Raw genomic sequence first — 25,247 nt, 5'->3', positions numbered from 1 at the left:
CCAATGCAGAATTATTTAGAGGTTTCGACAAAATCAGCTCATTATCCTGCCTGGAGGTAAATAAATAGGACTGTCTCAGTTGAACATAGTCCAGAGACAGCCCTTCCCTTTTTATAATATTTGTTAATAGGATTAGCTTAAAATTTGGGGCGCAGAATATACATGGGCTCACCCGTGTCTATAGTATCACCGGGTAGTTCAGGTCCCATATAATTATTCATTGTGTTTTCATAAACATTATTATTAACATCAGTTGGTTCTTCAATCGACCCGGCTGCCGGGTTGCTGCCTGGGCCGTTTTGGGATGTTTCCGGAAGCTGAGTATCCGGACCCTGGCTGATTGGAGCAGTTGTTATTGTATTTCTTCTGATAGGCTCAATGTACCTTATCTTATCATCAGTGCTTTCCTTGTCTGGTTGTGTACCCGTATTGCCTGCAGAAGTGTTCATATCACCATTGACTGGTCCGGTATCCTCATTTTCTTCCCAGATGCTAGTCAAGGCTAAAAATTTTTGTTCCTTAATCTCAAACTGTTCTTCGGCCCGGGCCATGCCGATAATAACTTCAGCCTGCCCGCCTGCCTGAGAAATAACATCATCAATACTCTTCTCTTTCATTTCTTCTTCAGTTACTATCAGGCCTTCGTTGACGGCTTCGATAAGGAGGGCATACTTACCTGTCGACATCCCTCTGCTCCTGGCATTTTCCCTGATATCTGAAGGAACACTTATTGTTGTAATTTCATTGTTAATTTTACTGTCTGACAAAACATCATTGGCAGAAGCCAAAACTAATTTTTCAATTTCGTTTTTTTCAACCCCGGAATCAAGCAGGGGAACAACACTTATAAGAATTGAATTCCCATCTGAATTTCGGATATAACCCAACTCCACAGCCTCCTTGGTAATGGAGGTAACCGCTTCATTAATTTTCATACCCTCTAAATTAAGATTTTTAAGAACCTCTTCACCTTCATGATTGTATGCTTGTGCTTCCAGAACATTCTCCAGATTGCTCCTGGTCAGTTCTATGCTCGGACCAACATCAATAGATACATAAGCTGTAGCAAATTCTGCAGGTTGATTCATCATAGTAAGCAGGGGACCGGCTGCCAATAACAGGATAACAGCCGCAGCAACTGCAGCCCAACTGGCTCTAGGCAGATTAAAGAATCGTTTCCGAGCAACCGGAATATTAATTTCTTCGCCAATTCCAGGGATTCGTCCGGTAATCAAGACCCGTTTGAACTCACCCTTTGGGGTAATCATAATAACATGGTTTCCCTGTATATCCATGACAACCCCTGTTATCCGTTCCATATTGTGTCCCCTCCTTTCGTGCAGATTCAACTAAAGAGCTTTGGCAATATATTCTCTCAAGTATTCCAGATCAAGTATCAATATCAATGTAATCGCGATAATATATTTCCTCTGTCTCTCTAATGTTTTGCGGCTGATATTAACTATTTTTTCCAGTTGCTTTAGAGGAAGCTCTCTTTTATGTAACAAGTGACCTGTCATTTCAGTGTTTTTTGCAATAATCCCGGCCACTTCCATAGCCCTAATACGAGCGTCCTCATGCTTTGGAGAAACTTGAACCAACTCCTGAAAACTAATCCCAAACTCCGCCAGTTTTTTAGTAAAGATAATAATTTCTTCTTTACGGTCTGCAGCGACACTTTTGGCCTGGTACTCTTCCACCGACTGCTTCGATTCCAGATAGTAGTATGTACTCTCATTATTATTATCATCTTCAGGTTCAAAACTGGATATTGGTACAGTTCTTTTACTAACAGTTGATTCTTTTCTAAAATAATCAATCAACCTTCGTTTAATAACAGTTTCTGCAAAACTGATAAATGATATGTTTTTGGTTGTATCAAAACAGTCCATGGCTTCATTGAATGCCATCAGACCGATACTCACCTCATCGTCTTCTCCCATACGGACATACCGTCCGCTTGTTTTCGATACTGTCTTCAGAATAAAAGGGGTGTAACTCCTTATAAGCCGGTCCCGCACCATACCGTTTCCTTTTTGTACTTCCAGGACCAGGGCTGTGCAGTCATCAGACTGCCCTTCTGAAGTTTTTTTCTGGAAGAGAAACCCCATGGTGGTGTTACACCTCCCCCATTAATAATATTGTTCGGTAACAGTTATCATTTTTTAAGGGTCAAAACTTTATTTTCTGGTAAAAATATTCAATAAAATCGTTAACACTATGCTTAAGATTATACTGGTAGCCAGAGGAAAGTAAAAGGTAAAATTACATTATCATTTTCCCAAAGGAGCTAAAATCTCCCATAAGATAACGCCTCCCTATTTCCATAGGTTTTGCTGTTCCGGCTTTTCATCCGCGGTTATTCCCATATGCTCATAAGCCAAAGAGGTAACAACCCTGCCCCTGGGTGTGCGGTTAATAAAACCAAGCTGCAAAAGGTATGGTTCATAAACATCTTCAATTGTGTCAGACTCTTCACCTATGGCCGCACTAAGTGTATCCAGCCCCACCGGTCCGCCGCCAAATTTCAGAATCAATGTTGATAACAATCTGCGGTCAGTGTTATCAAGACCAAGTCTGTCAACCTCCAGCATAGTCAACGCCTGTTGGGCCACCTCAAGGGTAATTCTGCCATCCGCCCGTACCTGCGCAAAGTCACGAACCCGTTTCAGCAGCCGGTTAGCCACCCTGGGAGTCCCCCTGGAACGTGCGGCAATTTCTCCAGCCCCCTGACCATCAATTTCTACAGCAAGTATTCTGGCTGCCCTGACCACAATTTCAGTAAGTTCTGCGGTATCGTAAAATTCCAGCCGGCTGATTACACCAAAACGATCCCTTAATGGAGATGTCAGCAAACCCGCACGAGTAGTGGCCCCAATCAAGGTAAACTTGGGCAGGTCTATTCTTAGGGACCTGGCACTGGGGCCTTTCCCAATTATTATATCCAAAGCAAAGTCTTCCATGGCCGGATAAAGCACTTCTTCCACACTGCGATTCAATCTGTGAATTTCGTCAATAAAGAGAACATCGCCGGTTGACAGGTTGGTAAGTATGGCAGCCAAATCTCCGGGCCGCTCAATCGCCGGGCCTGATGTTATCCTGACATTAACGCCCATCTCATTTGCAATTATATGGGCAAGTGTTGTTTTCCCAAGGCCGGGCGGACCAAATAAGAGTACATGGTCCAGGGAATCTCCCCTGCCCTGAGCAGCTTCTATGAAAACAGAAAGGTTTTCCTTTATTTTGGACTGTCCAATGTATTCAGATAACCTGCGCGGTCTCAGGCTATATTCTATTTCCATGTCCTCTTCCTTGACACCTGATGAAACAATACGTTCTTCCATCTGAACCTCCGTAAATATTTATCGCCCCAGTTCCTTAAGAGCCAGCCTGACGATTTCTTCCAGGGCCAGACCTTTATTGCCTGACGCAACTTTTGCCAATGCCTTTTTAGCCTCAGCAGGATGATACCCAAGGGCTGCCAAAGCCTGCATAGCATCCCCTGCGGTATCCTCCGAGCCTGGAACAATTTCAGTAATACCGCTATCATCACCTATATCAATTTTAGCAAATTTGTCTTTCAATTCAACTATAACACGTTGAGCCATTTTTTTACCTACACCCGGAATCTGTGTCAGTACATTGACCTGTTCATTGATAACGGCTTGGACCAATGAAGGTACAGTTACAGCAGATAAAACCGCCAAAGCCAATCGAGGTCCTATGCCCGAAACCTGTAAAAGCAGTTCAAATATGCCCCGGTCACTTTCTGCCTTGAACCCAAATAACTGCATAGCATCTTCCCGTACATGGAGATATGTATGTAAAGTTATCTCCATCTGTGAATCAACCGCCTTGCTGATAACAGTTGTAGGGACAAAGACCTTATAACCTATTCCGCCTAAATCTATCACCACATGATCTATTCCTGTGCTTACAATTCTTCCTCTCAGAAATGATATCATTTTTTTCCTCCAATAATTTCGGCCACTTTGTAAAAATGGGTGTGACAAATTGCAACCGCTAAAGCATCTGCCACATCATCTGGCTTGGGAATTTCAGGCAGGTTCAGGATAGTCTTCACCATATATTGAACCTGAGCTTTTTCTGCCCGTCCAAACCCCACCACCGCCTGTTTAACCTGAAGTGGGGTATATTCATAAACCGGAAGGCCGCCATCCGCTCCTGCAAGCATGATAACCCCCCTGGCTTGACCTACTGTGAGGGCGGTTCGCACATTCTTATTAAAAAAAAGCTCCTCGACCGCAAAATACCCGGGGCCGTATTTATCTATAAGCTGCTTTACACCATTGTATATTATTTGCAGCCTTAATTCTGTCGATAGGTTAGGAGAAGTCTGAATACAACCGTAATCTATAGCTTCCAGCCTGTTTCCGGTTTGTTTCACTAACCCGTAACCGGTTATAGCTGAACCAGGGTCTATTCCCAAAACCAGCATTGAATTTCATCTCCTTCCCATGCCAAATATTTCGACACTAACCTATACTTATCCTGCCTGTGCTTACTCGTCTAAAATATGTAAAATTAAAATAAAAAGCGGTTAATGGTCACCTTCTTGACCATTAACCGCCAATCAACAGTATTATTGTTTGAATTCGTCAAAATTCTCCAGGGCCATATTTAGCTCTTCTTCAGTATCATATTCATATAATGATTTAAGTAATCCCTGCGTATCCTGGGTCTGGTTATCATAATCGGTGGTCATAGCCAGTTCGTTTTGCAGCTCAGGAGGCAGGTTTTCCACCATTATATCTTCCCTAAGCAGAACTTTATAGTTGCATCCCAACGGCCCTTCATATACTGCTAAAAAACCATCACTGGTGCCCAAATGCCGGTAGTCTCTGTGGTACAAACAGACCCTCTGTTCAGCTCGTGCTAAGATAAGAGTGTTTTCTTTAGTATCATCAATACTCCATCCTTCTTCAGAGGGATATTCACTGACCAGTTCAGCAAACTCCATCCCTATTAGGTCTGACGTTGTCGGAATCCTGCTGGTAACCTTATCCCCGCATGCATACCTGATTTCTTCAAAAATCATAGTATCTTTTCCTATTGCCGGCCTGACTTCTCCGGTATTTTTTGAAGCTGTAGTTCCCGGTCTGTATCCGTTTTTACTGTAAATACTGTAAGCCGAAGCAAAACACATCAAAACAATTACGGCAATGCCAACATATATTCCTTTTCTGCGCAACATATAGTTAACCCTCCTTTTAATGGGTTTAGTTAATTAGTAGTTATTTCCATTTCAAGGAGGGTTTATTCATGTATTTAAATTTTTTTATTTAATTTTTTTCTATTCATCAGCAATATCGAAATTTGAATACACATTTTGCACATCATCATGGTCCTCAAGAGCATCCATAAGCTTCAACATCTTTTCAGCCTCATTGCCTTCAAGGGCCACCGTATTTTGTGGAATCATTGATATTTCAGCAACAGTTACAGGAAGCCCCGCTTCACGCAGAGCAGATTCCACGGTATCAAATTCTTCAGGTATGCAGGTGACTTCTATACTGTCACCCTCATCATTCATGTCCTCCGCCCCTGCTTCCAAAGCTATCATCAAAATATCATCAGGGTCGGTTTTCAAATCCTCTTTATCAATTATAATAAGCCCTTTTTTATCAAACATCCAAGCTACACATCCTGATTCACCCAAGTTGCCCCCGAATTTGGAAAACAGATGCCTGACTTCACCCGCTGTTCTATTCCGGTTGTCTGTCATTATATCAAGCATGACGGCAGCGCCTCCGGGACCATAGCCTTCATATGCAAATTCCTCGTAATTAACGCCTTCCAATTCTCCGGCTGCCTTCTGAATTGTTCTTGTTATATTGTCCATAGGCATGTTGTTTGCCCTGGCTTTCTGAATAACCGCCTTCAGGCGCGCATTGATATCAGGGTCATTACCGCCCTGTTTGACAGCTATTATTATTTCCTTTCCTATTTTAGTATATATTTTGGCCTTTTTGGCATCCTGCCTGCCCTTTCTGTGTTTTATATTGGCCCATTTAGAATGGCCTGCCATAAGAAATACCTCCCCTCAAATATAACGTTAATATTTTAGCACCGCCAATCAGATGTTGTCAACTTAAAAAGGCTTAGCTTCGTTAAGCACTGTCCTATTTGCCAAGGAAACTCAGTTGTCAAAGGGACTGAGTGGAATAATATCAACATCACCCCAGACTGCCAGTTTGTCATCCTTAATAACTACAGCTCCCAAGACCCCTGGAATTTTGCGTGCAATTTGAATTCCCTTTTTGAGTTCCTTTTTGTCTTTTACTGCATTTCCCGAAGCTGAAGCAGCGGCATCTGACAGGGGGGCCGAATCTGAAATTATGATAACCGCATCCGCAGCGCCCATGCTAAACGAGGGACCCACGGTTCCTGATGAAGTGCAAATTCCCAAAGGGGTCTTTTCAGGCGCCACCTCAATAGCTAGACGACCGGTAAACGGTGATCTCCCGGCAAAAACGGCTACCAGCTTTTTTTGGGTAACTCTCATGAAAATGTCTCCGCCATTTTCTACAATTACCTCATTGCAGGTTTTTAAGAGTTCACTTCCCACAGCTTCGGCAAATGCACCGGCAACTGCAGCCATCGGTCCTACTCCTGCCACACGGGCAGCATCAGCCATGGTCCTGGCAATCAAAGGAGCCCCGGGCGCAAGCGCATGGGGCCTAAGAGTTGATTTAAACACCTTGTCAATAACTATATATTCTTCGAGGTCATATCTTAAGGCCAAAACAAGGTTTTCTATCTTCTTTTCCAACAAGGAAACATAACTAGGCGCATCCACACTGATATATAGGTCTGTTTCCTTCACCGTAACCCGGAAGCTTTTCATATCTTTATTTGTCAGGGTATTCCGATAGTCCCTGTTTACATACATAACTTCTAGCTCCTGATTTACTCTTGCCTGTTTTTCCTGTTTCCTGTTTCCTGTTTCCTGCTAACTGCTAACTGCCAACTGCCAACTATTTACTGTTTCCCATTACCACCGTTACCACCGTTAACACTAGGTTCAAGTGCCCTAACCGGACAAGTTTTCAGACAAACTCCGCAGATAACACACTTATCATCTTCGAATATTACTTCCATAGAAGGCCTGGAAATATACAGCGCTCCCGAAGGGCATATACTGGTACAGGCCCCGCAATGAGTACACCTGTCAATATTCCTTACAATGCCTTCATTGAGATAATCTACTAAGACTCCCTGACTGCGCAAGAAATCAAGACCCTGGTCATAACTTGGTGAATCCCCGATCAGTTCCATAACCATGGAGCCCTCTTTATTGGGATTTACGTTTGCTTTAATAATATTTACCATCAGGTCATAATCTTTAACCAAGTGATATATCAACGGTTTCTCTACTATGCCGGAAGGGAATTTAAGAATGATTTTCTTTGGAGACATATTATTACTCCTTTCAGATTCAAATTCGAAACCAGTGTCAACTACGCCGCCTGCTAAGGGGCAACCTTTTCAACAAGGCCTTTGCCCATAATTCCTGAATCTGCTGAAGGCAGTGTCTGAACAGGTTCGCCCAGCAGGAAATCCCCTTTGGAAATCCATTGTTTCAGGGTTTCTGCAATTTCCCTGGCCTTCACATAACTTGACAGGGGAGCTGTCGGTACTTCTTTGCCATTTACCTCAATAAGTCCCGATTTTAACTGGGCATATGAAACTGAAGCCAGGGTTTTGCCGGTACAATTAGGATAATCATAACTATAGTCTACCACAGGAGCAAATATGTCTTCATCTTTTACGGAAACATGCTTTACCATTTCTTCATTAAGAATCGGGATGGGGATACCTATTCCCACAGTCATAGTGGAACCATAGCCCCGGAAACTGGTTCCTCTAAGCCATTCAGGCTTCATTTGCTTAAGGTCCCCGACAACAGCCATCGTTCCCGAGCCTCCCAGAGGAACGCCGTTTTCACCCCTTGAGCCACACGGGCTATGCTGGGTGCCATGCCAAGCTATATAGCCGACGCCACCTCCAAGAAAAATTCTAGTCCCAATTCCAATAGTTTTATAATAAGGGTCATTAAGCAACGGACTGAGCTGCCCGGCACTGCAATAATGAGCATTGCCCATCCTGGGCTTTAGAGTCCCCATGTATGTGTAAATTATTTTATCGGAAACATTTGTAGCTATATTATAATTCTGATAAGCATTGCGTGGATTAAATAAAAAAGCTTCATTAATATCATTAAGAGTTAAAAATGTCTCTATCTTACGGCGTGGATAGCAATCTGTACCATATCCGGTTGCTTCAAACTTAATGGTTTTTCCGGCTACCAAGTCTTCAATTAGATGTCCGCCGCCATACCTAAATTCACCGGGATAACTTGAATTAAGCGGGTCATGATCCGGCAATTCGTTTACACCCAAATAGGCATCAACTGCTGCAATACCTGTATAAGCCGGGATATCATTCATCCAGACTCGATGCATTTTAATCCTGGGTTTGGAATGTCCAAAGTTAAAAAATGCTCCCGATGAACACATTGGTCCAAAAGTACCCGTAGTAACTACATCTACTTCCCTGGCAACTGTTTCGACCCCTTTTTCTGCAACCATTTCGATAATTTCTTCTGCCGTTACAACAACAACTTTTCCTGATTTAATCTTTTCATTAATCTCCGCATAGGTTTTCCTAATACTCATGTGTTCATCCTCCTTACTTATGCCAGGCTTCTGCTGCCGGCAGCAAAATAAAAAACCCCTTCCGGCACAGAGGTTTTACGCAATAAAGCATATATCCCCTCTTATCTGCCAGAAGAAAACTCTTCTGCAGGAATTGGCACCTTTCTCACAAAATCATGAAATGGTTGCCGGGTTTCATTGGGCCAGTCCCTCCACCTCTCTGGATAAGAGTACTTATATGTAATTGTTTTTTATATGACTGAATCTATCGTAACAACTTTTATTCTTATTGTCAATCTATTTTTATATAAAAAGTGGCAGATTTATTCCTTCAGGATGCCGACGGACGTCAGACTCATCCCTCCGGAACATATCTGCCACTTGCCTTCAAATAATATTAATTTAAAGAAAAACCACTTGTTTTCACAAGTGGTTTATCATAATAAATCCGGCAACGTCCTACTCTCCCAGGACCCTGCGGTCCAAGTACCATCAGCGCTGAGAGGCTTAACTGCCGTGTTCGGGATGGGAACGGGTGGATCCCTCTCGCCATTGTCACCGGAAAGTTTAAACTATTTAGAAATCTGAGGTCAGTTTTAAATTGTTCCCTCAAAACTTTATAGAGGATTGTTTCGTAAGAATTGTTCACTACTGCTTCAGGTCAAGTCCTCGACCTATTAGTACCAGTTAGCTCAATACATTGCTGCACTTACACACCTGGCCTATCAACGTGGTAATCTTCCACGGGTCTTACTGGATTAACTCCATGGGAAATCTTATCTTGAGGTTAGTTTCCCGCTTAGATGCTTTCAGCGGTTATCTAATCCGCACATAGCTACCCAGCTGTGCCGCTGGCGCGACAACTGGTGCACCAGTGGTGCGTCCATCCCGGTCCTCTCGTACTAGGGACAGATCCTCTCAAATTTCCTGCGCCCGCGACGGATAGGGACCGAACTGTCTCACGACGTTCTGAACCCAGCTCATGTACCGCTTTAATGGGCGAACAGCCCAACCCTTGGGACCTACTTCAGCCCCAGGATGCGATAAGCCGACATCGAGGTGCCAAACCTCCCCGTCGATGTGGACTCTTGGGGGAGATAAGCCTGTTATCCCCGGGGTAGCTTTTATCCGTTGAGCGATGGCCCTTCCACTCGGAACCACCGGATCACTAAGCCCGACTTTCGTCCCTGCTCGACCCGTCGGTCTCGCAGTCAAGCTCCCTTCTGCCTTTACACTCTTCGACTGATTTCCATCCAGTCTGAGGGAACCTTTGGGCGCCTCCGTTACTCTTTGGGAGGCGACCGCCCCAGTCAAACTGCCCACCTGACAATGTCCCCCATCCGGATTACGGACGTGGGTTAGAACTTCAATACTTCAAGGGTGGTATCCCACCATCGACTCCTCACAGACTAGCGTCCATGTATCCTAGTCTCCCACCTATCCTGTACATGACGTACCAAAATCCAATGTCAGGCTGCAGTAAAGCTCCACGGGGTCTTTCTGTCCTGTCGCGGGTAGCCGGCATCTTCACCGGCATTACAATTTCGCCGAGCCCCTTGTTGAGACAGCGCCCAAATCGTTACGCCTTTCGTGCGGGTCGGAACTTACCCGACAAGGAATTTCGCTACCTTAGGACCGTTATAGTTACGGCCGCCGTTTACTGGGGCTTCGATTCAAAGCTTCGCTTGCGCTAACCTCTCCTCTTAACCTTCCAGCACCGGGCAGGCGTCAGCACCTATACGTCGTGTTTCCACTTTGCAGGCACCTGTGTTTTTGGTAAACAGTCGCTTGGGCCTCTCCTCTGCGACCCCTTCACGCTCCATGAGTGTTCATTTCACGTTAATGGGGTACCCCTTCTCCCGAAGTTACGGGGTCATTTTGCCGAGTTCCTTAACAAGGGTTCTCTCGCGCGCCTTAGGATTCTCTCCCTTCCTACCTGTGTCGGTTTACGGTACGGGCACCATTTTGCCTCGTTAGAGACTTTTCTAGACAGTGTGGGATCAGCTACTTCACTACTTGTTTTTCGTTCCCCGTCACGTCTCAGGATTTTGAACTGCGGTTTTGCCTACAGCTCTCCCTACTCGCTTGGACCAGCTCTTCCAATCGCTGGCTTAGCCTACCCTCCTGTGTCATCCCTTCCTTCATACGGCTCGTGGTGGCATCGGATTCTCAACCGATTGTCCATCGCCTACGCTATACGCCTCGGCTTAGGTCCCGGCTTACCCTGGGCGGACGAGCCTTCCCCAGGAAACCTTAGGTTTTCGGCGGGCAGGATTCTCACCTGCCTTCTCGCGTACTCATACCGGCATTCTCACTTCTGTACAGTCCACTGCTCCTTACGGTACAGCTTCTACCCATACAGAACGCTCCCCTACCACTAAAATGTGTCTATTGACACTTCTTAATCCGAAGCTTCGGTGCCAGACTTAGCCCCGGTACATTTTCGGCGCAGGGCCACTCGACCAGTGAGCTATTACGCACTCTTTAAATGGTGGCTGCTTCTAAGCCAACATCCTGGTTGTCTATGCAATCCCACATCCTTCTCCACTTAGTCTGGACTTCGGGACCTTAGCTGTCGGTCTGGGCTGTTTCCCTCTCGACTACGGATCTTATCACTCGCAGTCTGACTCCCAAGGTAAATTTACGGTATTCGGAGTTTGATAAGGTTCGGTAACCTGGTAGGGCCCCTAGCCTAATCAGTGCTCTACCCCCGTAAATCATCCCTTGAGGCTAGCCCTAAAGCTATTTCGGGGAGAACCAGCTATCTCCGCGTTCGATTGGCATTTCACCCCTACCCACACCTCATCCGCCGACTTTTCAACGTCGGTCGGTTCGGGCCTCCACCAAGTCTTACCTTAGCTTCACCCTGGACATGGGTAGATCACGCGGTTTCGGGTCTACAGCAACGAACTTAGCGCCCTTTTAAGACTCGGTTTCCCTTCGGCTTCACACCTTAAGTGCTTAACCTTGCTCGTTACCGTAACTCGCCGGTTCATTCTACAAAAGGCACGCCGTCACGCATATATAGCGCTCCGACTGCTTGTAAGCATACGGTTTCAGGTTCTTTTTCACTCCCCTCCCGGGGTGCTTTTCACCTTTCCCTCACGGTACTTGTTCACTATCGGTCGCCAGGTAGTATTTAGCCTTAGGAGGTGGTCCTCCCAGATTCCCACGGGGTTTCACGTGTCCCGTGGTACTTGGGATACTCTCCGCTTAGCTTGACTTTTCATCTACAGGGGTATTACCTTCTGTGCCGGGACTTTCCAGTCCTCTTCGATTAAGCCTTGCTTCGCTTATGAGAGTCCCGCTACCCCAGTACACCTAAGTATACTGGTTTGGGCTCTTCCGCGTTCGCTCGCCGCTACTTACGGAATCACTGTTGTTTTCTTTTCCTCCGGGTACTTAGATGTTTCAGTTCCCCGGGTTGCCTCCTCTATGCCTATGTATTCAGCATAGGGTGACGGGATATTACTCCCGCCGGGTTGCCCCATTCGGATATCTACGGGTCGTTGCCTGCTTGCGGCTCACCGTAGCTTTTCGCAGCTTTCTACGTCCTTCCTCGGCTCCTGGCGCCTAGGCATCCGCCGTACGCTCTTATTAACTTGACCTCAGGCAGTAGTTTGATCGGCCATTGAAAAGCGACGCCTAGCTTCGTCAGCCGGCCCGCCCGAATCCTCACCGTAAATTACATTACGCCTCCGGTTCGTTCGATCCGTCTTCCTTGCTATGCTTGCATCTAAAAACCCTTTTGGGGTTCTTATTATGCTCTCGCATTTTATTTGCCGTTTTCCTTGCTTCCTTCTAGACATCAAGATTTCTCTCCACTTCTAAAAGGCGCGCTCGGTTTTCTTACTACTTTCTTCCTCTATAAAGTTTTCAAGGAACAGTATATCGAAGAACTTATAGTCCTTCAAAACTAAACAGTGCTTGACTGTTCACTAGTGAACAGTCTCGAAGAGATGGTTGATCGACCTAGGAGTGTATCGGTTGTTAATAAACTTCGCCTGACTGCGTCAACAGTTTCGTCGGAATCCTCACGTACATTCAGTACGCTCCGGCCCCTTCTCAACTGTTTCCTTGCCATGCTCGTTTCTAAACAACCTCCTTCTTTTTATAGAAGGTTAGTCTCCTTAGAAAGGAGGTGATCCAGCCGCACCTTCCGATACGGCTACCTTGTTACGACTTCACCCCAATCATCGGCCCCACCTTCGACGGCTGCCTCCTTGCGGTTAGCTCACCGGCTTCGGGTGTTGTCAACTTTCGTGGTGTGACGGGCGGTGTGTACAAGGCCCGGGAACGTATTCACCGCAGTATGCTGACCTGCGATTACTAGCGATTCCGACTTCATGCAGTCGAGTTGCAGACTGCAATCCGAACTGGGACCGGCTTTGATGGGATTTGCTCCGGGTCGCCCCTTCGCCGCCCATTGTACCGGCCATTGTAGTACGTGTGTAGCCCAGAACATAAGGGGCATGATGATTTGACGTCATCCCCACCTTCCTCCGGTTTGTCACCGGCAGTCTCTCTAGAGTGCCCAGCTTTACCTGATGGCAACTAAACATAGGGGTTGCGCTCGTTGCGGGACTTAACCCAACATCTCACGACACGAGCTGACGACAACCATGCACCACCTGTCTCCCTGTCTGCCCGAAGGCAGAAAATTATGTTTCCATAACGGTCAGGGGATGTCAAGCCCTGGTAAGGTTCTTCGCGTTGCGTCGAATTAAACCACATACTCCACCGCTTGTGCGGGCCCCCGTCAATTCCTTTGAGTTTCAGCCTTGCGGCCGTACTCCCCAGGCGGGGCACTTATTGTGTTAACTACGGCACAGAAGGGGTCGATACCTCCTACACCTAGTGCCCATCGTTTACGGCGTGGACTACCGGGGTATCTAATCCCGTTCGCTCCCCACGCTTTCGCACCTCAGCGTCAGTTGTATGCCAGGAAGCCGCCTTCGCCACTGGTGTTCCTCCTAATATCTACGCATTTCACCGCTACACTAGGAATTCCGCTTCCCTCTCATACCCTCAAGAAATCCAGTTTCAGAAGCAAGCTGACGGTTGAGCCGTCAGTTTACACTCCTGACTTAAATTCCCGCCTACGCGCGCTTTACGCCCAGTAATTCCGGACAACGCTCGCCACCTACGTATTACCGCGGCTGCTGGCACGTAGTTAGCCGTGGCTTCCTCCTCAGGTACCGTCATTTGTTTCTTCCCTGATGACAGAGTTTTACAACCCGAAGGCCTTCTTCACTCACGCGGCGTTGCTCCGTCAGGCTTTCGCCCATTGCGGAAGATTCCCCACTGCTGCCTCCCGTAGGAGTCTGGACCGTGTCTCAGTTCCAGTGTGGCCGTTCACCCTCTCAGGCCGGCTACTGATCGTCGCCTTGGTAGGCCGTTACCCTGCCAACTAGCTAATCAGACGCGGGCTCATCCGTAAGTAGATTGCTCCTTTGATTATCTCTACATGCGTAAAAATAATGTTATGCGGTATTAGCACCCGTTTCCAGGTGTTATCCCCCTCTTACGGGCAGATTGCCCACGCGTTACTCACCCGTCCGCCACTAGCTCTGCAGGATAGCAAGCTATCCCGCTTCGCCCGTTCGACTTGCATGTGTTAAGCACGCCGCCAGCGTTCGTCCTGAGCCAGGATCAAACTCTCCGTGAATATCTTTAGTGACTTGCGCCACTAGTCTTCTTCAGCTGAGTGCTTGATTTAGCTCTCTTTTGTTTGTTGTTTCGGAATTACTCTTTTCCTTAGACGAGGTCTAATTCTTTGAGTTATTCGAGTTAGTTGTTGCTTTGCCAATACTGCTTAGCTCTCGGCTAACGTCTATTGGCTTCTATACAACCATCTCTCCACTGTTCAGTTTTCAAGGACCACCGGTTGTTGATGAGCTTCGCCTGGCGGTGTCAAAAGTTTCGTCGGAATCCTCACGTTTGGGGGTTTCCCGTTTTGTCAGAACGCCGAGGTTTTCTAAAACCTCGGGGTTTTGGTAACAAAATGGGGATTTCCTCTGCTACGCTCCGGTTCCTCCTCAACTTTTTCCTTGCCATACTCGCTCCTGAACAACCTTATCTTCTTTGGGTCTTATTTCCAGCAGCATCCATGCCTTATTTTATCGGCTTCCCTGCCGCGGAATTTCATATTACCATATTTGACCCGTATGTGTCAATTGGCAATTTATGCTGTTTGGTCTTTTATGCTGCTCACACGGTCTGATAACTTGTGTGACCAACATTGACAAATATATCATATCCCTCTCCTCATTGTCAAGTGGCTTTTATTATTTTTGTGACATAATATGAACTTTTATTAATTATTATCATCGAACACACTAAATCGTCCATTGGGAACGTCCAGATTAAGATAAGTTTCCGGAACCTCGCCTACTATAATAGTTTCTGCTATGGGAATCTGGGAAGTTACTTCAACATAATCACTGGCCATTGGAATAACAATTTTAACTTTGCCGGCAACATTTAAATAAAGCCTGTGCCGAGTCTGATTAATCCCAGCCTCTTGAAACTCATTAATAACCTTTACTTTGACTGTGCCAATAGGCACCAGTGTTAATTTTACTTTTGGCCCATATGTTGCAAAAAGCTGGCTTTGAAATACCTGACCCATTGGAATTAAGATTTCCCTTGCTTCAAGACTGATTAAACTTCTTTGAATATCAAGGACTGTTTCGGCCGCCAGGTTATTGATTTTTACCGTATTAGCCTGCATCAAAACAATTCTGCCTCTATTATCTGTTCTAATAAATATTAAGTCTTTATACTCTACTGACTTGGCAACTTTTTCATTGACCGCATTTTGAATAGCATCTACGGCAATTTGTTCGGCATATGCCTTGGCTATAGTCATAATCGTTGGCTTGAGGTTCCGTTCCACAATCAAGAGCGGCGCAATCAGAATTATCGTTACAACTAATATCACCCCTGCCAGTTTCACCGGAAAACGGTGCTGATGAAACAAGACATTCACCTCCACATATCAATATATGTGGTTCAATCTGGAATGGTGACTGTTTGGGGACTTGAGAATTTAGCTCACACCTTTCATTGAGCCAGTTCCATCAATATATGAGTCCAGCCCTTCAAATGGTATTCCATATATTGAACTATCTATATAGGCAATTCTATTAGGTTTATTCACAAAATTGTATTGGGAATAATCAATTTTTATCGTAGGTTTATCCTTACCAAACAAAAAATCAACCAATACCTGAAATACTTCTGAACAGGCTTCATGATCTGCTTTTGTTGTTAGGACGTTTGTCATCTCGTTAAATTCCGTTTTGGTTTTTGAATAGGGAATATTAAATAATATCATCAAAATCCCTGTTACGCTAAGTACAATGCCATGGCTTAAATCCATTTTGTTTACTAGCAATTGCTAAAACAATTAACCACATTAAAACAGAAAGCCGTTTCTCAGCTATTATCTATTGTTATAACCCCATCATCACTGGTTATGCTGATAATTCCCTTACCTTCTCCCAATACAGCCGTTCCTCTGGCACCTTGGTTTTGGTCAGCACCACTGTGTTCTATATCAAGGTTTAAAGAACCCGATATTGAACCATGTAAACTCTCAGCTCTAACAGAAACATCAGATTTCTCCGGGATTCTCACAATAGTACTGCCATACCGGTTTGTCACATAGTATTTAGCAGTAATAGGATTTGTACCGGACATTTCAATATTGCCATCTTTCATGTTCAGTTTAATATCACCTGATATATTATTAACATTAATATCACCTGAGTCATTCCTAACATTTAAATTACCGATAATATCTTTTACATTAATCCGGCCATAACCGCTATTTACAAATATATCGCCAGTTATACCTACAATTGATAAGTCGCCATGTTCAGTATTTATTTCCATATCTGCTTCCAGGTCATCTGCTCTAAGTTCACAGGATTCAGTATCAATCACAACGTCAACTTTTGCCGGAATTACAATTCTGTATTTAACAAGAAGGGGACGTTTAAAATCACAACTGCTCTCCGGCCACTTGGAAACACTTATTACATTCCCCTCCGAAATATTAATGCTAAACTGTTTGGCCCTTCTTTCCGCCTCTTCCCTGCTTGGTCCCCAGCCGGTAATTTCGGCTTCAACAGAGATTTTATCACCTGCGCCCGGCACCATATTCACCTGTCCTCCAAGGTCATCAATCAATATCTTGGTTCCTGGGGCTGCTGAGATTGAATTACTTTTGTATTCATATTTGTAACTGTACTTTGTGCCTGAAACAGCTTCTGCAATTTCATCATTAAGGTCATAATTCTGTAGAATCCCGGCCACCTGCTGACCGGCATAACCACATAAAGCAATAAGCAGTACAATAACCAAGCTGGGAATATGGAAACCCGTCTCACCTTCTTCTTTTTTACTGTTAAAATAACTTCTGATAAAATACTCTATTCCCAGGCCAATCAGAAGCAAAGGCCAATATTTTAAAACGTTTCCGAAAATTCCTATACCGGAAAAATTAGATATTAACAGGATAAATCCAAACGATATTAATCCAAGGGCCAGGGTAACCGGGCCTGCCTTCCTTTTTTTATTCATTGACAAATCCTCCTTATAATGAAGTTAAAATGTGCTATTCTCTGGTATTACGATACAATATCGCTACACCCAGGCCGATTATTATAACCGGGGGCAGCATCCTCTTAAACCAGAATGGAATGTTAATGGGCATATTGCTCAGTAAAGCCAGAAAACCGATTGCTATCAAAGTATAACCCAGCCATTTCTGGTTAAAAGGGATATTTTTAATATCCCAAAAAGGAATATCCTCAATCGAAATCCCGTCATTTATTCTCTTAACCAACTGTTGAGTATCAAAAATCGAATAAAAAATTAAGACTGGCGCTATTAGTGACATTAATTCCTCAAAACCGATAAAGCTGGCAACAAAAATGGAGCCAAAAAATGCCACCATAGTCTGCAAACCGCGCTTCATTAAACCCAAGTACATATAGCCTGCTCCAGGGACCATGGAAAACACAAAGGACCACAACCTGCTCTTCCTGTTTATCGGCTTAATCAGAGCAGTGTCTTCCCCTACCTGGTTTTGCAGGCATTCTTTACAATAGTTTTTACTTCCTAAATTCACCAGGCATTGGTCACAAAAACTTTTCCCGCACAGCTCACATTCATATTTTGATTCCTGTTCAATATGATTTGCACACTTCATATCACTCATCCCCTTTACTCATCCCCTTTCAACTCAATAACACCAATTTGTTTCATAGAAGCCGACAGCTTATTTGTTGTAGATACAGAAAAGTCTACGTAAGACTGAAAAGCCCCTCCAACAGTGCCGCTAACTTTAATCACCCGTTTGGCAGCAACAGGAAATTCGCCGCCAGACAGGGCCGGACCCGAAAACCAGAATAATATCAAAGCTGCAGCAGCAGCGGTTACCAGGTCCTTTAAAACACCTACATTTCTACAGCAGCTTTTGCTCTGCCTGTTCTCTAAGTTGACCTGACTCATAATACTCGCAGTCAAATCAATCTCAGGAACATCAAGCCGTGCTGCATCTATCAAAATATTGAGCACTCTGAATGAATCCACTTCTTCCTGGCAATACCGGCAGCCTTCGAGGTGGTCCTCAAATGCCGCATATTCATCTCCCGGCATTTCTCCGGCCAGGTAATGGGGTATTTTCTTTTTCCATTCACGGCATTTCATCTGTATCACCTCGCAATGTTTCCTTTAAAATAAATTTTGCCCTATAAAGTCTTGTAGCCACCGTTTTAACCGGGATCTCCAGCGTTTCGGCAATCTGCTTGTATGACAGTTCCTGGTAGTGAAAAAGAACCAGTACTAAGCGATATCTGTCCGGCAGACCTGCTATCATCCTCCTGAGCGTGCGCATTTTTTCCTCCTGTAAAAACATCTGTTCCGGATTATTTTCCGGCAAACAGGTCAAACTTGCTTCATCCTGATAATTATCTAAGTCAAAATTAACAAACCGGGCCTTCTTGTTTTTGCGCAAAAAATCAAGTGTTTTGTTAGCAGCAATCCGGTACAGCCATGTATCTAATTTTGCATCTCTCCTGAAACTCTTTAATGATCGGAATACCTGAAAAAAAACCTCCTGGGTAAGGTCACCTGCATCTTCCCGTGACCCTACCATCCTGTAAACAAATGCAAAAATCTTATTCTGGCAGCGGGATACCAGTTTTTCAAAACTGCCGGAATCTCCGGCAATGATTTTTTTCACTAACAAATCATCAAAATCGTCCAACCTGTCACCCCGCTTTCTGCCTTCACCAGTTATGACGAGAGTGTATCCAAAAATGCTTCAATTTCTAAAAAAATATTTTCTAAAAATTTAATATATCTCAACAACCAAGCTTAATACCAAAAAGGATGGGTTAAAAAAACACCCATCCTAAACTATCTGCTGTCTGTTATTTTAAAACTATCTTAGCAAATTTCCTTTTTCCAGCTTTAATAATGCTGCCATTTTCGGGCTTTATGCGTATTTCAGGGTCATTAACCCTCTCGTCATCAATCCTGACTGCCCCCTGTTTAACCAAACGTTTCCCTTCACTGGTACCTGCCACCAGGCCTGCCAGAGTTAGCAGTTTAGGAAGCCAGATTACCCCGTCTTCAAGATCATTAGGGTCAAGCACATATTCCGGCACCTCATCAGGAAGCTCTTTCTTCTGAAAAATATTTTTAAACTCTTCCTCTGCTTTTAGTGCGGCTTTTTCTCCATGGTATATGGTGACAATTTCCCTGGAAAGACGCATTTTAACATCCCTGGGATGCAGAGTGCCTTGTTCAAGGCCTGTCCGGATTCGGCTGATTTCTTCCATTTCAATAGGTGTTACCAATTCAAAATATCGAATCATCAGTTCATCAGCTATAGACATTGTCTTGCCATACATCTCCTTTGGAGATTCGGTAATACCAATGTAATTACCCAGGCTCTTGCTCATCTTTTGAACACCGTCTAACCCTTCCAAAATAGGCATCATCAGGGCTACCTGGGGTTCCTGACCGTATTCCTTCTGCAGGTGCCGTCCCATCAGCAGATTAAACTTTTGGTCGGTACCGCCAAGCTCCACATCTGCCTTCAAGGCAACGGAATCGTAACCCTGCATCAAGGGGTAAAAGAATTCATGAATACTTATTGGCAGCTCATTATGGAACCTTTTATTAAAATCATCTCTTTCCAGCATCCTGGCAACAGTATACTTTGCCGCCAGTTCGATCACATCAGCAAATGTAAGCGGCGCCAGCCACCGGCTGTTAAATACAACTTTAGTCCTGGACTTATCCAGAATCTTAAAAATTTGCTCCTCATATGTATTTGCGTTGGCTTTCACTTCTTCCTCAGAAAGTTGTTTCCGGGTTTCGGACTTCCCGGTGGGGTCACCGATCCGGGCAGTATAATCACCCAAAATGATTGTAACATTATGCCCTAACTCCTGAAACTGCCGTAATTTCTGAAGCACAACGGTATGCCCGAGATGTATATCCGGCGCCGTAGGGTCAAGGCCCAATTTAATATGCAGAGGCTGTCCTGTTTTTAGAGATTTTTTGAGTTTTTCCACCAGTTCACCTTCCGGAATCAGTTCGGCAACGCCTCTTTTAATAATTTCAAGTTGTTTTCTCAGTTCATTTTCCACTGTAATTCTCCTTCCAACCATTCTGCTATAAAGTATAACAAACAGCTACCCGGCACGCAACAATCTAAAAATATTAACTTTAAGCATTTATTATGATATAATCGATATAACATAACATCCCAGAGAAGGGAGTACATTAATGTCAAATCAACAAAGACCAAGACGAAACAAAACAAAAAAGAAATTAAATATTTTTAAGTTATCATTTGTAATTATAGTATTCCTAATGCTGGCCTGTGCAGGTTCTGCGGCCGGCTATATAATTTACAGCATTAAAGAAATGCCGGCTTGGGACCCATCAGCCCTTAACTTTAACCTGCCTACAATTATCTATGATAAAGATAACAATGAAATAGCCCGAATCTATGTTGAAAACAGGGAACTGGTCACACTGCAGGAAGTCCCCCAATCTGTTAAAAATGCTATTTTGGCTACTGAAGATATCCGGTTTTACGAACATAAAGGAATTGACATTGTACGGATTGGCGGGGCATTGATTGCCGATATAAAAGCAGGCAGAGCCGAACAGGGAGCCAGTACTATTACCCAACAACTTATTAAAAGAGCATTTCTTTCACCTGAAAAAAAGCTGGTACGAAAAATCCAGGAAGCGTTTTTGGCTATACAACTAGAACGCAAGTATACCAAGGACCAGATTTTTGAAATGTACCTGAACCAAATTTATTATGGTGGCGGGGCTTATGGCATTCAAAGCGCTGCCCAGGCGTTTTTCGAAAAACCTGTAAAAGACCTGACTCTGGAGGAGGCAGCCCTTCTGGCAGCCCTTCCCAGGGCCCCCGGTTATTATGACCCTTACAAAAACCCTGAAGCTGCTCTAAAACGCCGCAATCTGGTTCTTAATAATATGGTCAGGTATGACCTTATTTCTGCTGCAGAGGCAGAAACGGCAAAGGCAACAGAAATCAAACTGGGTGATAGCAAACCGGCCCAAACTAAAAACTACAAATTCCCCTACTTTGTTGACTATGTAACCGATTTAATCATTGAAGAATATGGTGAAGACATGGTCTACAAGGAAGGACTTGCGGTATACACCACTCTTGACCCCAAGATTCAAACTTTAGCGGAAGAGGCAATGGCAGACCCTAATAACTTCCCCAAGGTACAATATGATAAAAACGGTGTTGCCCAGCCCCAGGCCGCGGCAGTTGTGCTGGACCCTAATACCGGGCATATTAAAGCCATTGTGGGAGGAAGGGACCATAAACAGAAACGTCAGTTTAACAGAGCTACAGATGCGCTAAGGCAGCCCGGTTCCACCTTTAAGCCGATCGTTGATTATGGGCCCGCAATAGAAAACGGGGATGCTCCGGCAACTGTTGTTGAGGATGCGCCTTTGACAATCGGCTCCAAAACCTTTAACAACTATAATGGTCAATATGCCGGCATAGTTACATACAGAACGGCGGTATTAAAGTCAATGAACATTCCCGCTGTCAAGGTACTAAAGGAAACCGGCATCAATAAAGGAATTAAATTCGCCCAGAAATTAGGGATAACCACCCTGGTTACCAGTGCCGACAATTCCAGTCACAATGACGAAAACCTTAGTCTGGCCCTCGGAGGAATCACTTATGGAGTAAAACCTCTGGAACTGGCAGGCGCATACGGTGCCTTTGCCAATGAAGGTGTTTTTGTTACACCTACAGCAATTACACGTGTTATCGACAGGGATGGCAACATAATTGATGAGTTTAAACCCAAAAAGACTGTTGCCATGAAGAAAACCACCGCTTACCTTATTACCAGCATGCTGCAATCTGTTGTTGCTGATCCCGGAGGCACAGGTTCCAGCGCCAGGCTGGGAAACCGTCCTGTGGCCGGTAAAACAGGCACTACCAGTGATGATAAAGATGCCTGGTTCGCGGGTTATACCCCTGAGTTGGTTACTGTGGTTTGGATGGGCCATGATGAGCCAAAGGGAATGTCCGGGGTATATGGCGGCAAATATCCTGCGAGAATATGGAAACATATTATGAGCAATGCCCTTAAAGATGCCCCGGTTAAAGATTTCCCTAAGCCTGCAGGTATCGTCAGCGCTACAATCTGTTCCCAGTCAGGGTTGCTCCCTGGCGAGAACTGTCCTGAGGAATACAGGGTTACTGACCTGTTTGTGAAAGGCACAGTTCCTACAGAAACATGTGATAATCATTCACTGGTGGAAGTTTGTGCCGAATCGCATCAGCTGCCGACTCCTTGGTGTCCTGATATAATTATCCATTCCTTTGCCAAGGGCCAAGAACCTGACACAACCTGTACTATTCATGAAAGGACAGCACCATACCCTAACGGCACTCCGATATGTATTGACCCCAGGCACGGTGGCATTATGTACCGGGCAATAATACCGGGGCCAAATGAAATGGGAGGATGTCCTCCTGACATGATTCAATACCTTGATTTCCCATTAGGGCAATCTCCTGATATATACTGCCCGATACATGATCACCAATTAGTCACTGACCCGACTAAGGAACCATCTCAGCCCCGGTTTACTGAATAAAGAGCCTATTTCAGCTCAACTACGGTAACCCCGGTGCCGCCTTCACCATACCTGCCCAGGCGGTATTCCTTGACAAAACGGTGTCCCCCCAGCAGGTCGGTTATTGCCTTCCTGAGGGCCCCGGTTCCTTTGCCGTGTATAATCTGAGCCTTCTGAAGACCTGCCAGGTAAGCATCATCCAGGTATTTTCCAACTGCTTCCAGGGCTTCATCAACCATCAGCCCTCTCAGGTCGATCTCAGGAGAAATCTCCTTGGCCTTACCTGCCATTACTCCGGGGCCTCCTGTTTCAACTAAGGTCTTCCTGGCATCTGTTCCTTTATTATTGTTTTTCACCAGCCTCAATTCCGTCAGGGGAAGGACTAACTTCATCATTCCCACCTGTACCCCAACACTGCCATTAGCATCCGGTTCAGAGATTACAATACCGTGCTGGCTGTACTTGGGTAAAAAGACCTCCTGCCCTGATTTAACTCGTTCAGGAACCTCCCCATTAGCTTTATTATCATCCATATTATCAGCTGCCCGAAGCCGCTTTAAACGGCTTCGGGCATTCTGTGCCCTGGCAAGTTCTTGCTGACCGGCACCCTTGGCAGCATCCTTGATTTCCTGGATCAGGCCATCTGCCTCCATCCTCGCCTTACGCAGCTCCTCATCGGCTTCAATGCGGGCCTTAGACATGATTTCGGCACGTTTCCGGGACATATCAGCCAGTTTTCTTTCATATTCATCCTTAAGTCTCTGCACTTCTTTTTTCAGCCGTTCAGTTTCCCGCCTGTCATCCTCACTGGTTTTTCTGTTATCTTCAAGTTCACGGATAAGTTCAGTTACCTTGATATCTTCCCCGGAAAGCGATTCCCTGGCAGCACTTATAATATCTTCAGACAGCCCTAATCGGCGGGCTATCTCAAAGGCACTGCTGCTTCCCGGCTGTCCTATGTTGAGTCTGTATGTGGGCTGCAGTGTTTTAATATCAAACTCTACCGAAGCATTCTCCACACCTGGTCTGTTAAAGGCAAAAGCCTTCAATTCACTGTAATGGGTTGTTGCAATTACCCTGACCTCTTTCGCGTGCAAGTAATCTAAAATCGCCATCGCCAGGGCAGCTCCTTCAGTAGGATCGGTTCCTGCCCCCAGCTCATCAAAAAGTGCCAGCGTATCTGATTTGACATGGCTCAGGATTCCAATAATATTGGTCATATGAGAAGAAAACGTACTCAGTGACTGCTCAATAGACTGCTCATCACCTATATCAGCAAAAATAGCTGAAAAAATACCGGTTTCAGACCCTGGTTCTACCGGTATATGCAGTCCTGACTGAACCATTAAGACCAAAAGACCAACTGTCTTCAGTGCCACCGTTTTCCCGCCGGTATTGGGCCCGGTAATTACCAGGGTGCGAAAATCCCTTCCCAGGCGTATTGTAACCGGTACCGCTTTCCCCGGCAGCAAGGGATGCCTGGCCCCGATAATATTAATATAATTATCGTCATTAATCTTGACCGTCCCGGCATCCATGTCCTGACTCAGCTTGCCTTTAGCAATAATAAGGTCTATCTGACCGCTAAACTCCACACTTGAACTAATTTCATCTTTATAAGTACTAACCTGTGTACTGAGCTTTGTCAGAATCCTGATTATTTCTTGTTTTTCTTCAGCAGCGGCACGGCGCAGCTCATTGTTTTTTTCCACCACCGACATAGGCTCGATAAACAGGGTTGCTCCACTGGCTGACTGGTCATGAATAATTCCAGGAAACTGGCCCCGGTATTCTTGTTTCACCGGAATAACATACCTATCTCCCCGCTTGGTCACAATCGGGTCCTGGAAAAATTTCTGGTATTCCGAGGAGCGTAATATGGAATCCATTTTTTCTTTAACATGGACCTGCAAATCACGCATCCTGCTCCTCAGACGGCGCAGTTCAGGAGATGCATTATCGGCGACCTCCCCGCCGCAGTCAATGCTCTCCCTTATTTTGTCCTCAAGGTCCCTTAAAGAACAGAGTTGGGCTGCATAAGCGCCAACAATAGGATAGGTATCCCCCTTATCCCGGAAAAAGTTTTTCAGGCGTCGCATTGCATACAGCATATCCCCTGCTTCCAAGAGTTCCGACGGTCCCAGAACTCCACCGATAGCCGCCTTCTGTAATACCCTCCTGATGTCCCGCAGCCCACCAATAGGCAGGTCAGGTTCAAATCGTAAAATCTCCCTGGCTTCCGTAGTCTCCTTCAGTTTTTCCAAAACTATATTCTTTTCGGTTACGGGTTTCAGGCTTCCGGCCATCTCTTTGCCAACAGCAAAAGATGTGCACTCCTGCAGCCTTTGAATTATTTTATGATATTCCAGCCTGTCCAGATTTCGCTGTTCCATT

The 25,247-nt window shown here is 45.1% G+C and carries 20 protein-coding genes, 3 rRNA genes and 1 riboswitch; of the genes, 1 reads left to right on the top strand and 22 read right to left on the bottom strand.

The window, feature by feature from the left end:
* Nucleotides 1-137: 137 nt before the first annotated feature.
* The 21 genes from ABFY19_RS05515 to tyrS form a co-directional block, all read right to left on the bottom strand.
* Complete coding sequence (locus tag ABFY19_RS05515; RefSeq protein WP_418792246.1) at nucleotides 138-1,319, bottom strand: anti-sigma factor domain-containing protein; 1,182 nt, start codon at nucleotides 1,317-1,319, stop codon at nucleotides 138-140.
* A gap of 30 nt (nucleotides 1,320-1,349) precedes the next feature.
* Complete coding sequence (gene sigI / locus ABFY19_RS05510) at nucleotides 1,350-2,111, bottom strand: RNA polymerase sigma factor SigI (RefSeq protein ID WP_418792245.1); 762 nt, start codon at nucleotides 2,109-2,111, stop codon at nucleotides 1,350-1,352.
* A 69-nt stretch (nucleotides 2,112-2,180) separates the two neighbouring features.
* Nucleotides 2,181-2,234 (bottom strand): hypothetical protein, encoded by a 54-nt coding sequence (locus tag ABFY19_RS05505; protein ID WP_418792540.1) that lies wholly within the window; start codon nucleotides 2,232-2,234, stop codon nucleotides 2,181-2,183.
* Nucleotides 2,235-2,318: 84 nt separating this feature from the next.
* On the bottom strand, nucleotides 2,319-3,344 hold the full coding sequence (gene ruvB / locus ABFY19_RS05500; RefSeq protein ID WP_418792244.1) for a Holliday junction branch migration DNA helicase RuvB: 1,026 nt from the start codon (nucleotides 3,342-3,344) through the stop codon (nucleotides 2,319-2,321).
* 18 nt (nucleotides 3,345-3,362) lie between these two features.
* The gene (gene ruvA, locus ABFY19_RS05495; protein WP_418792243.1) at nucleotides 3,363-3,965 is read right to left on the bottom strand and encodes a Holliday junction branch migration protein RuvA; all 603 of its coding nucleotides are present in this window, start codon (nucleotides 3,963-3,965) and stop codon (nucleotides 3,363-3,365) included.
* Entirely contained in the window at nucleotides 3,962-4,459 is a 498-nt protein-coding gene (gene ruvC / locus ABFY19_RS05490; RefSeq protein ID WP_418792242.1) for a crossover junction endodeoxyribonuclease RuvC, read from the bottom strand. Before ruvC ends, ruvA begins: the two co-directional genes overlap by 4 nt.
* A gap of 144 nt (nucleotides 4,460-4,603) precedes the next feature.
* Nucleotides 4,604-5,215, bottom strand: a complete 612-nt coding sequence (locus ABFY19_RS05485; RefSeq protein ID WP_418792241.1) for a hypothetical protein — start codon at nucleotides 5,213-5,215, stop codon at nucleotides 4,604-4,606.
* A gap of 99 nt (nucleotides 5,216-5,314) precedes the next feature.
* Complete coding sequence (locus ABFY19_RS05480; RefSeq protein WP_418792240.1) at nucleotides 5,315-6,049, bottom strand: YebC/PmpR family DNA-binding transcriptional regulator; 735 nt, start codon at nucleotides 6,047-6,049, stop codon at nucleotides 5,315-5,317.
* 111 nt (nucleotides 6,050-6,160) lie between these two features.
* Complete coding sequence (locus ABFY19_RS05475; RefSeq protein WP_418792239.1) at nucleotides 6,161-6,913, bottom strand: UPF0280 family protein; 753 nt, start codon at nucleotides 6,911-6,913, stop codon at nucleotides 6,161-6,163.
* 89 nt (nucleotides 6,914-7,002) lie between these two features.
* A complete protein-coding gene (locus ABFY19_RS05470) occupies nucleotides 7,003-7,440 on the bottom strand; it encodes an NIL domain-containing protein (protein ID WP_418792238.1) in 438 nt (145 codons plus the stop codon).
* A 53-nt stretch (nucleotides 7,441-7,493) separates the two neighbouring features.
* Complete coding sequence (locus ABFY19_RS05465; protein ID WP_418792237.1) at nucleotides 7,494-8,699, bottom strand: homocysteine biosynthesis protein; 1,206 nt, start codon at nucleotides 8,697-8,699, stop codon at nucleotides 7,494-7,496.
* A gap of 98 nt (nucleotides 8,700-8,797) precedes the next feature.
* Nucleotides 8,798-8,909, bottom strand: a riboswitch (SAM riboswitch).
* A gap of 215 nt (nucleotides 8,910-9,124) precedes the next feature.
* A 5S ribosomal RNA gene (rrf, locus tag ABFY19_RS05460) occupies nucleotides 9,125-9,241 on the bottom strand.
* Between the two features lie 94 nt (nucleotides 9,242-9,335).
* Nucleotides 9,336-12,286: ribosomal RNA gene (locus ABFY19_RS05455) — 23S ribosomal RNA — on the bottom strand.
* A 526-nt stretch (nucleotides 12,287-12,812) separates the two neighbouring features.
* A 16S ribosomal RNA gene (locus ABFY19_RS05450) occupies nucleotides 12,813-14,346 on the bottom strand.
* Together the 16S, 23S and 5S rRNA genes form the textbook arrangement of a ribosomal RNA operon.
* A 648-nt stretch (nucleotides 14,347-14,994) precedes the next feature.
* On the bottom strand, nucleotides 14,995-15,660 hold the full coding sequence (yunB, locus tag ABFY19_RS05445) for a sporulation protein YunB (protein ID WP_418792236.1): 666 nt from the start codon (nucleotides 15,658-15,660) through the stop codon (nucleotides 14,995-14,997).
* A 69-nt stretch (nucleotides 15,661-15,729) separates the two neighbouring features.
* Complete coding sequence (locus tag ABFY19_RS05440; protein ID WP_418792235.1) at nucleotides 15,730-16,077, bottom strand: DUF6544 family protein; 348 nt, start codon at nucleotides 16,075-16,077, stop codon at nucleotides 15,730-15,732.
* A 41-nt stretch (nucleotides 16,078-16,118) separates the two neighbouring features.
* The gene (locus tag ABFY19_RS05435) at nucleotides 16,119-17,267 is read right to left on the bottom strand and encodes a DUF4097 family beta strand repeat-containing protein (protein ID WP_418792233.1); all 1,149 of its coding nucleotides are present in this window, start codon (nucleotides 17,265-17,267) and stop codon (nucleotides 16,119-16,121) included.
* Nucleotides 17,268-17,301: 34 nt separating this feature from the next.
* The gene (locus ABFY19_RS05430) at nucleotides 17,302-17,898 is read right to left on the bottom strand and encodes a hypothetical protein (RefSeq protein WP_418792231.1); all 597 of its coding nucleotides are present in this window, start codon (nucleotides 17,896-17,898) and stop codon (nucleotides 17,302-17,304) included.
* Between the two features lie 14 nt (nucleotides 17,899-17,912).
* Nucleotides 17,913-18,398: an anti-sigma factor family protein gene (locus ABFY19_RS05425; protein ID WP_418792230.1), complete on the bottom strand. Its 486-nt coding sequence runs from the start codon at nucleotides 18,396-18,398 to the stop codon at nucleotides 17,913-17,915.
* On the bottom strand, nucleotides 18,385-18,933 hold the full coding sequence (locus tag ABFY19_RS05420) for an RNA polymerase sigma factor (protein ID WP_418792229.1): 549 nt from the start codon (nucleotides 18,931-18,933) through the stop codon (nucleotides 18,385-18,387). Before ABFY19_RS05420 ends, ABFY19_RS05425 begins: the two co-directional genes overlap by 14 nt.
* A 190-nt stretch (nucleotides 18,934-19,123) precedes the next feature.
* Complete coding sequence (gene tyrS / locus ABFY19_RS05415; RefSeq protein WP_418792228.1) at nucleotides 19,124-20,371, bottom strand: tyrosine--tRNA ligase; 1,248 nt, start codon at nucleotides 20,369-20,371, stop codon at nucleotides 19,124-19,126.
* Between the two features lie 118 nt (nucleotides 20,372-20,489).
* On the opposite strand from tyrS, the gene ABFY19_RS05410 reads away from it, so the two are divergent.
* A complete protein-coding gene (locus ABFY19_RS05410) occupies nucleotides 20,490-22,874 on the top strand; it encodes a transglycosylase domain-containing protein (RefSeq protein WP_418792227.1) in 2,385 nt (794 codons plus the stop codon).
* A gap of 5 nt (nucleotides 22,875-22,879) precedes the next feature.
* On the opposite strand, the gene ABFY19_RS05405 is transcribed toward ABFY19_RS05410, so the two are convergent.
* Nucleotides 22,880-25,246: an endonuclease MutS2 gene (locus tag ABFY19_RS05405; protein WP_418792226.1), complete on the bottom strand. Its 2,367-nt coding sequence runs from the start codon at nucleotides 25,244-25,246 to the stop codon at nucleotides 22,880-22,882.
* Nucleotide 25,247 lies beyond the last annotated feature (1 nt).

The organism is Phosphitispora sp. TUW77 (assembly GCF_048453025.1).
GTDB lineage: Bacteria > Bacillota > Thermincolia > Thermincolales > UBA2595 > Phosphitispora.
Note: the sequence above shows the minus strand (reverse complement) of the source record. Positions and strands in the feature narration are given on the sequence as shown.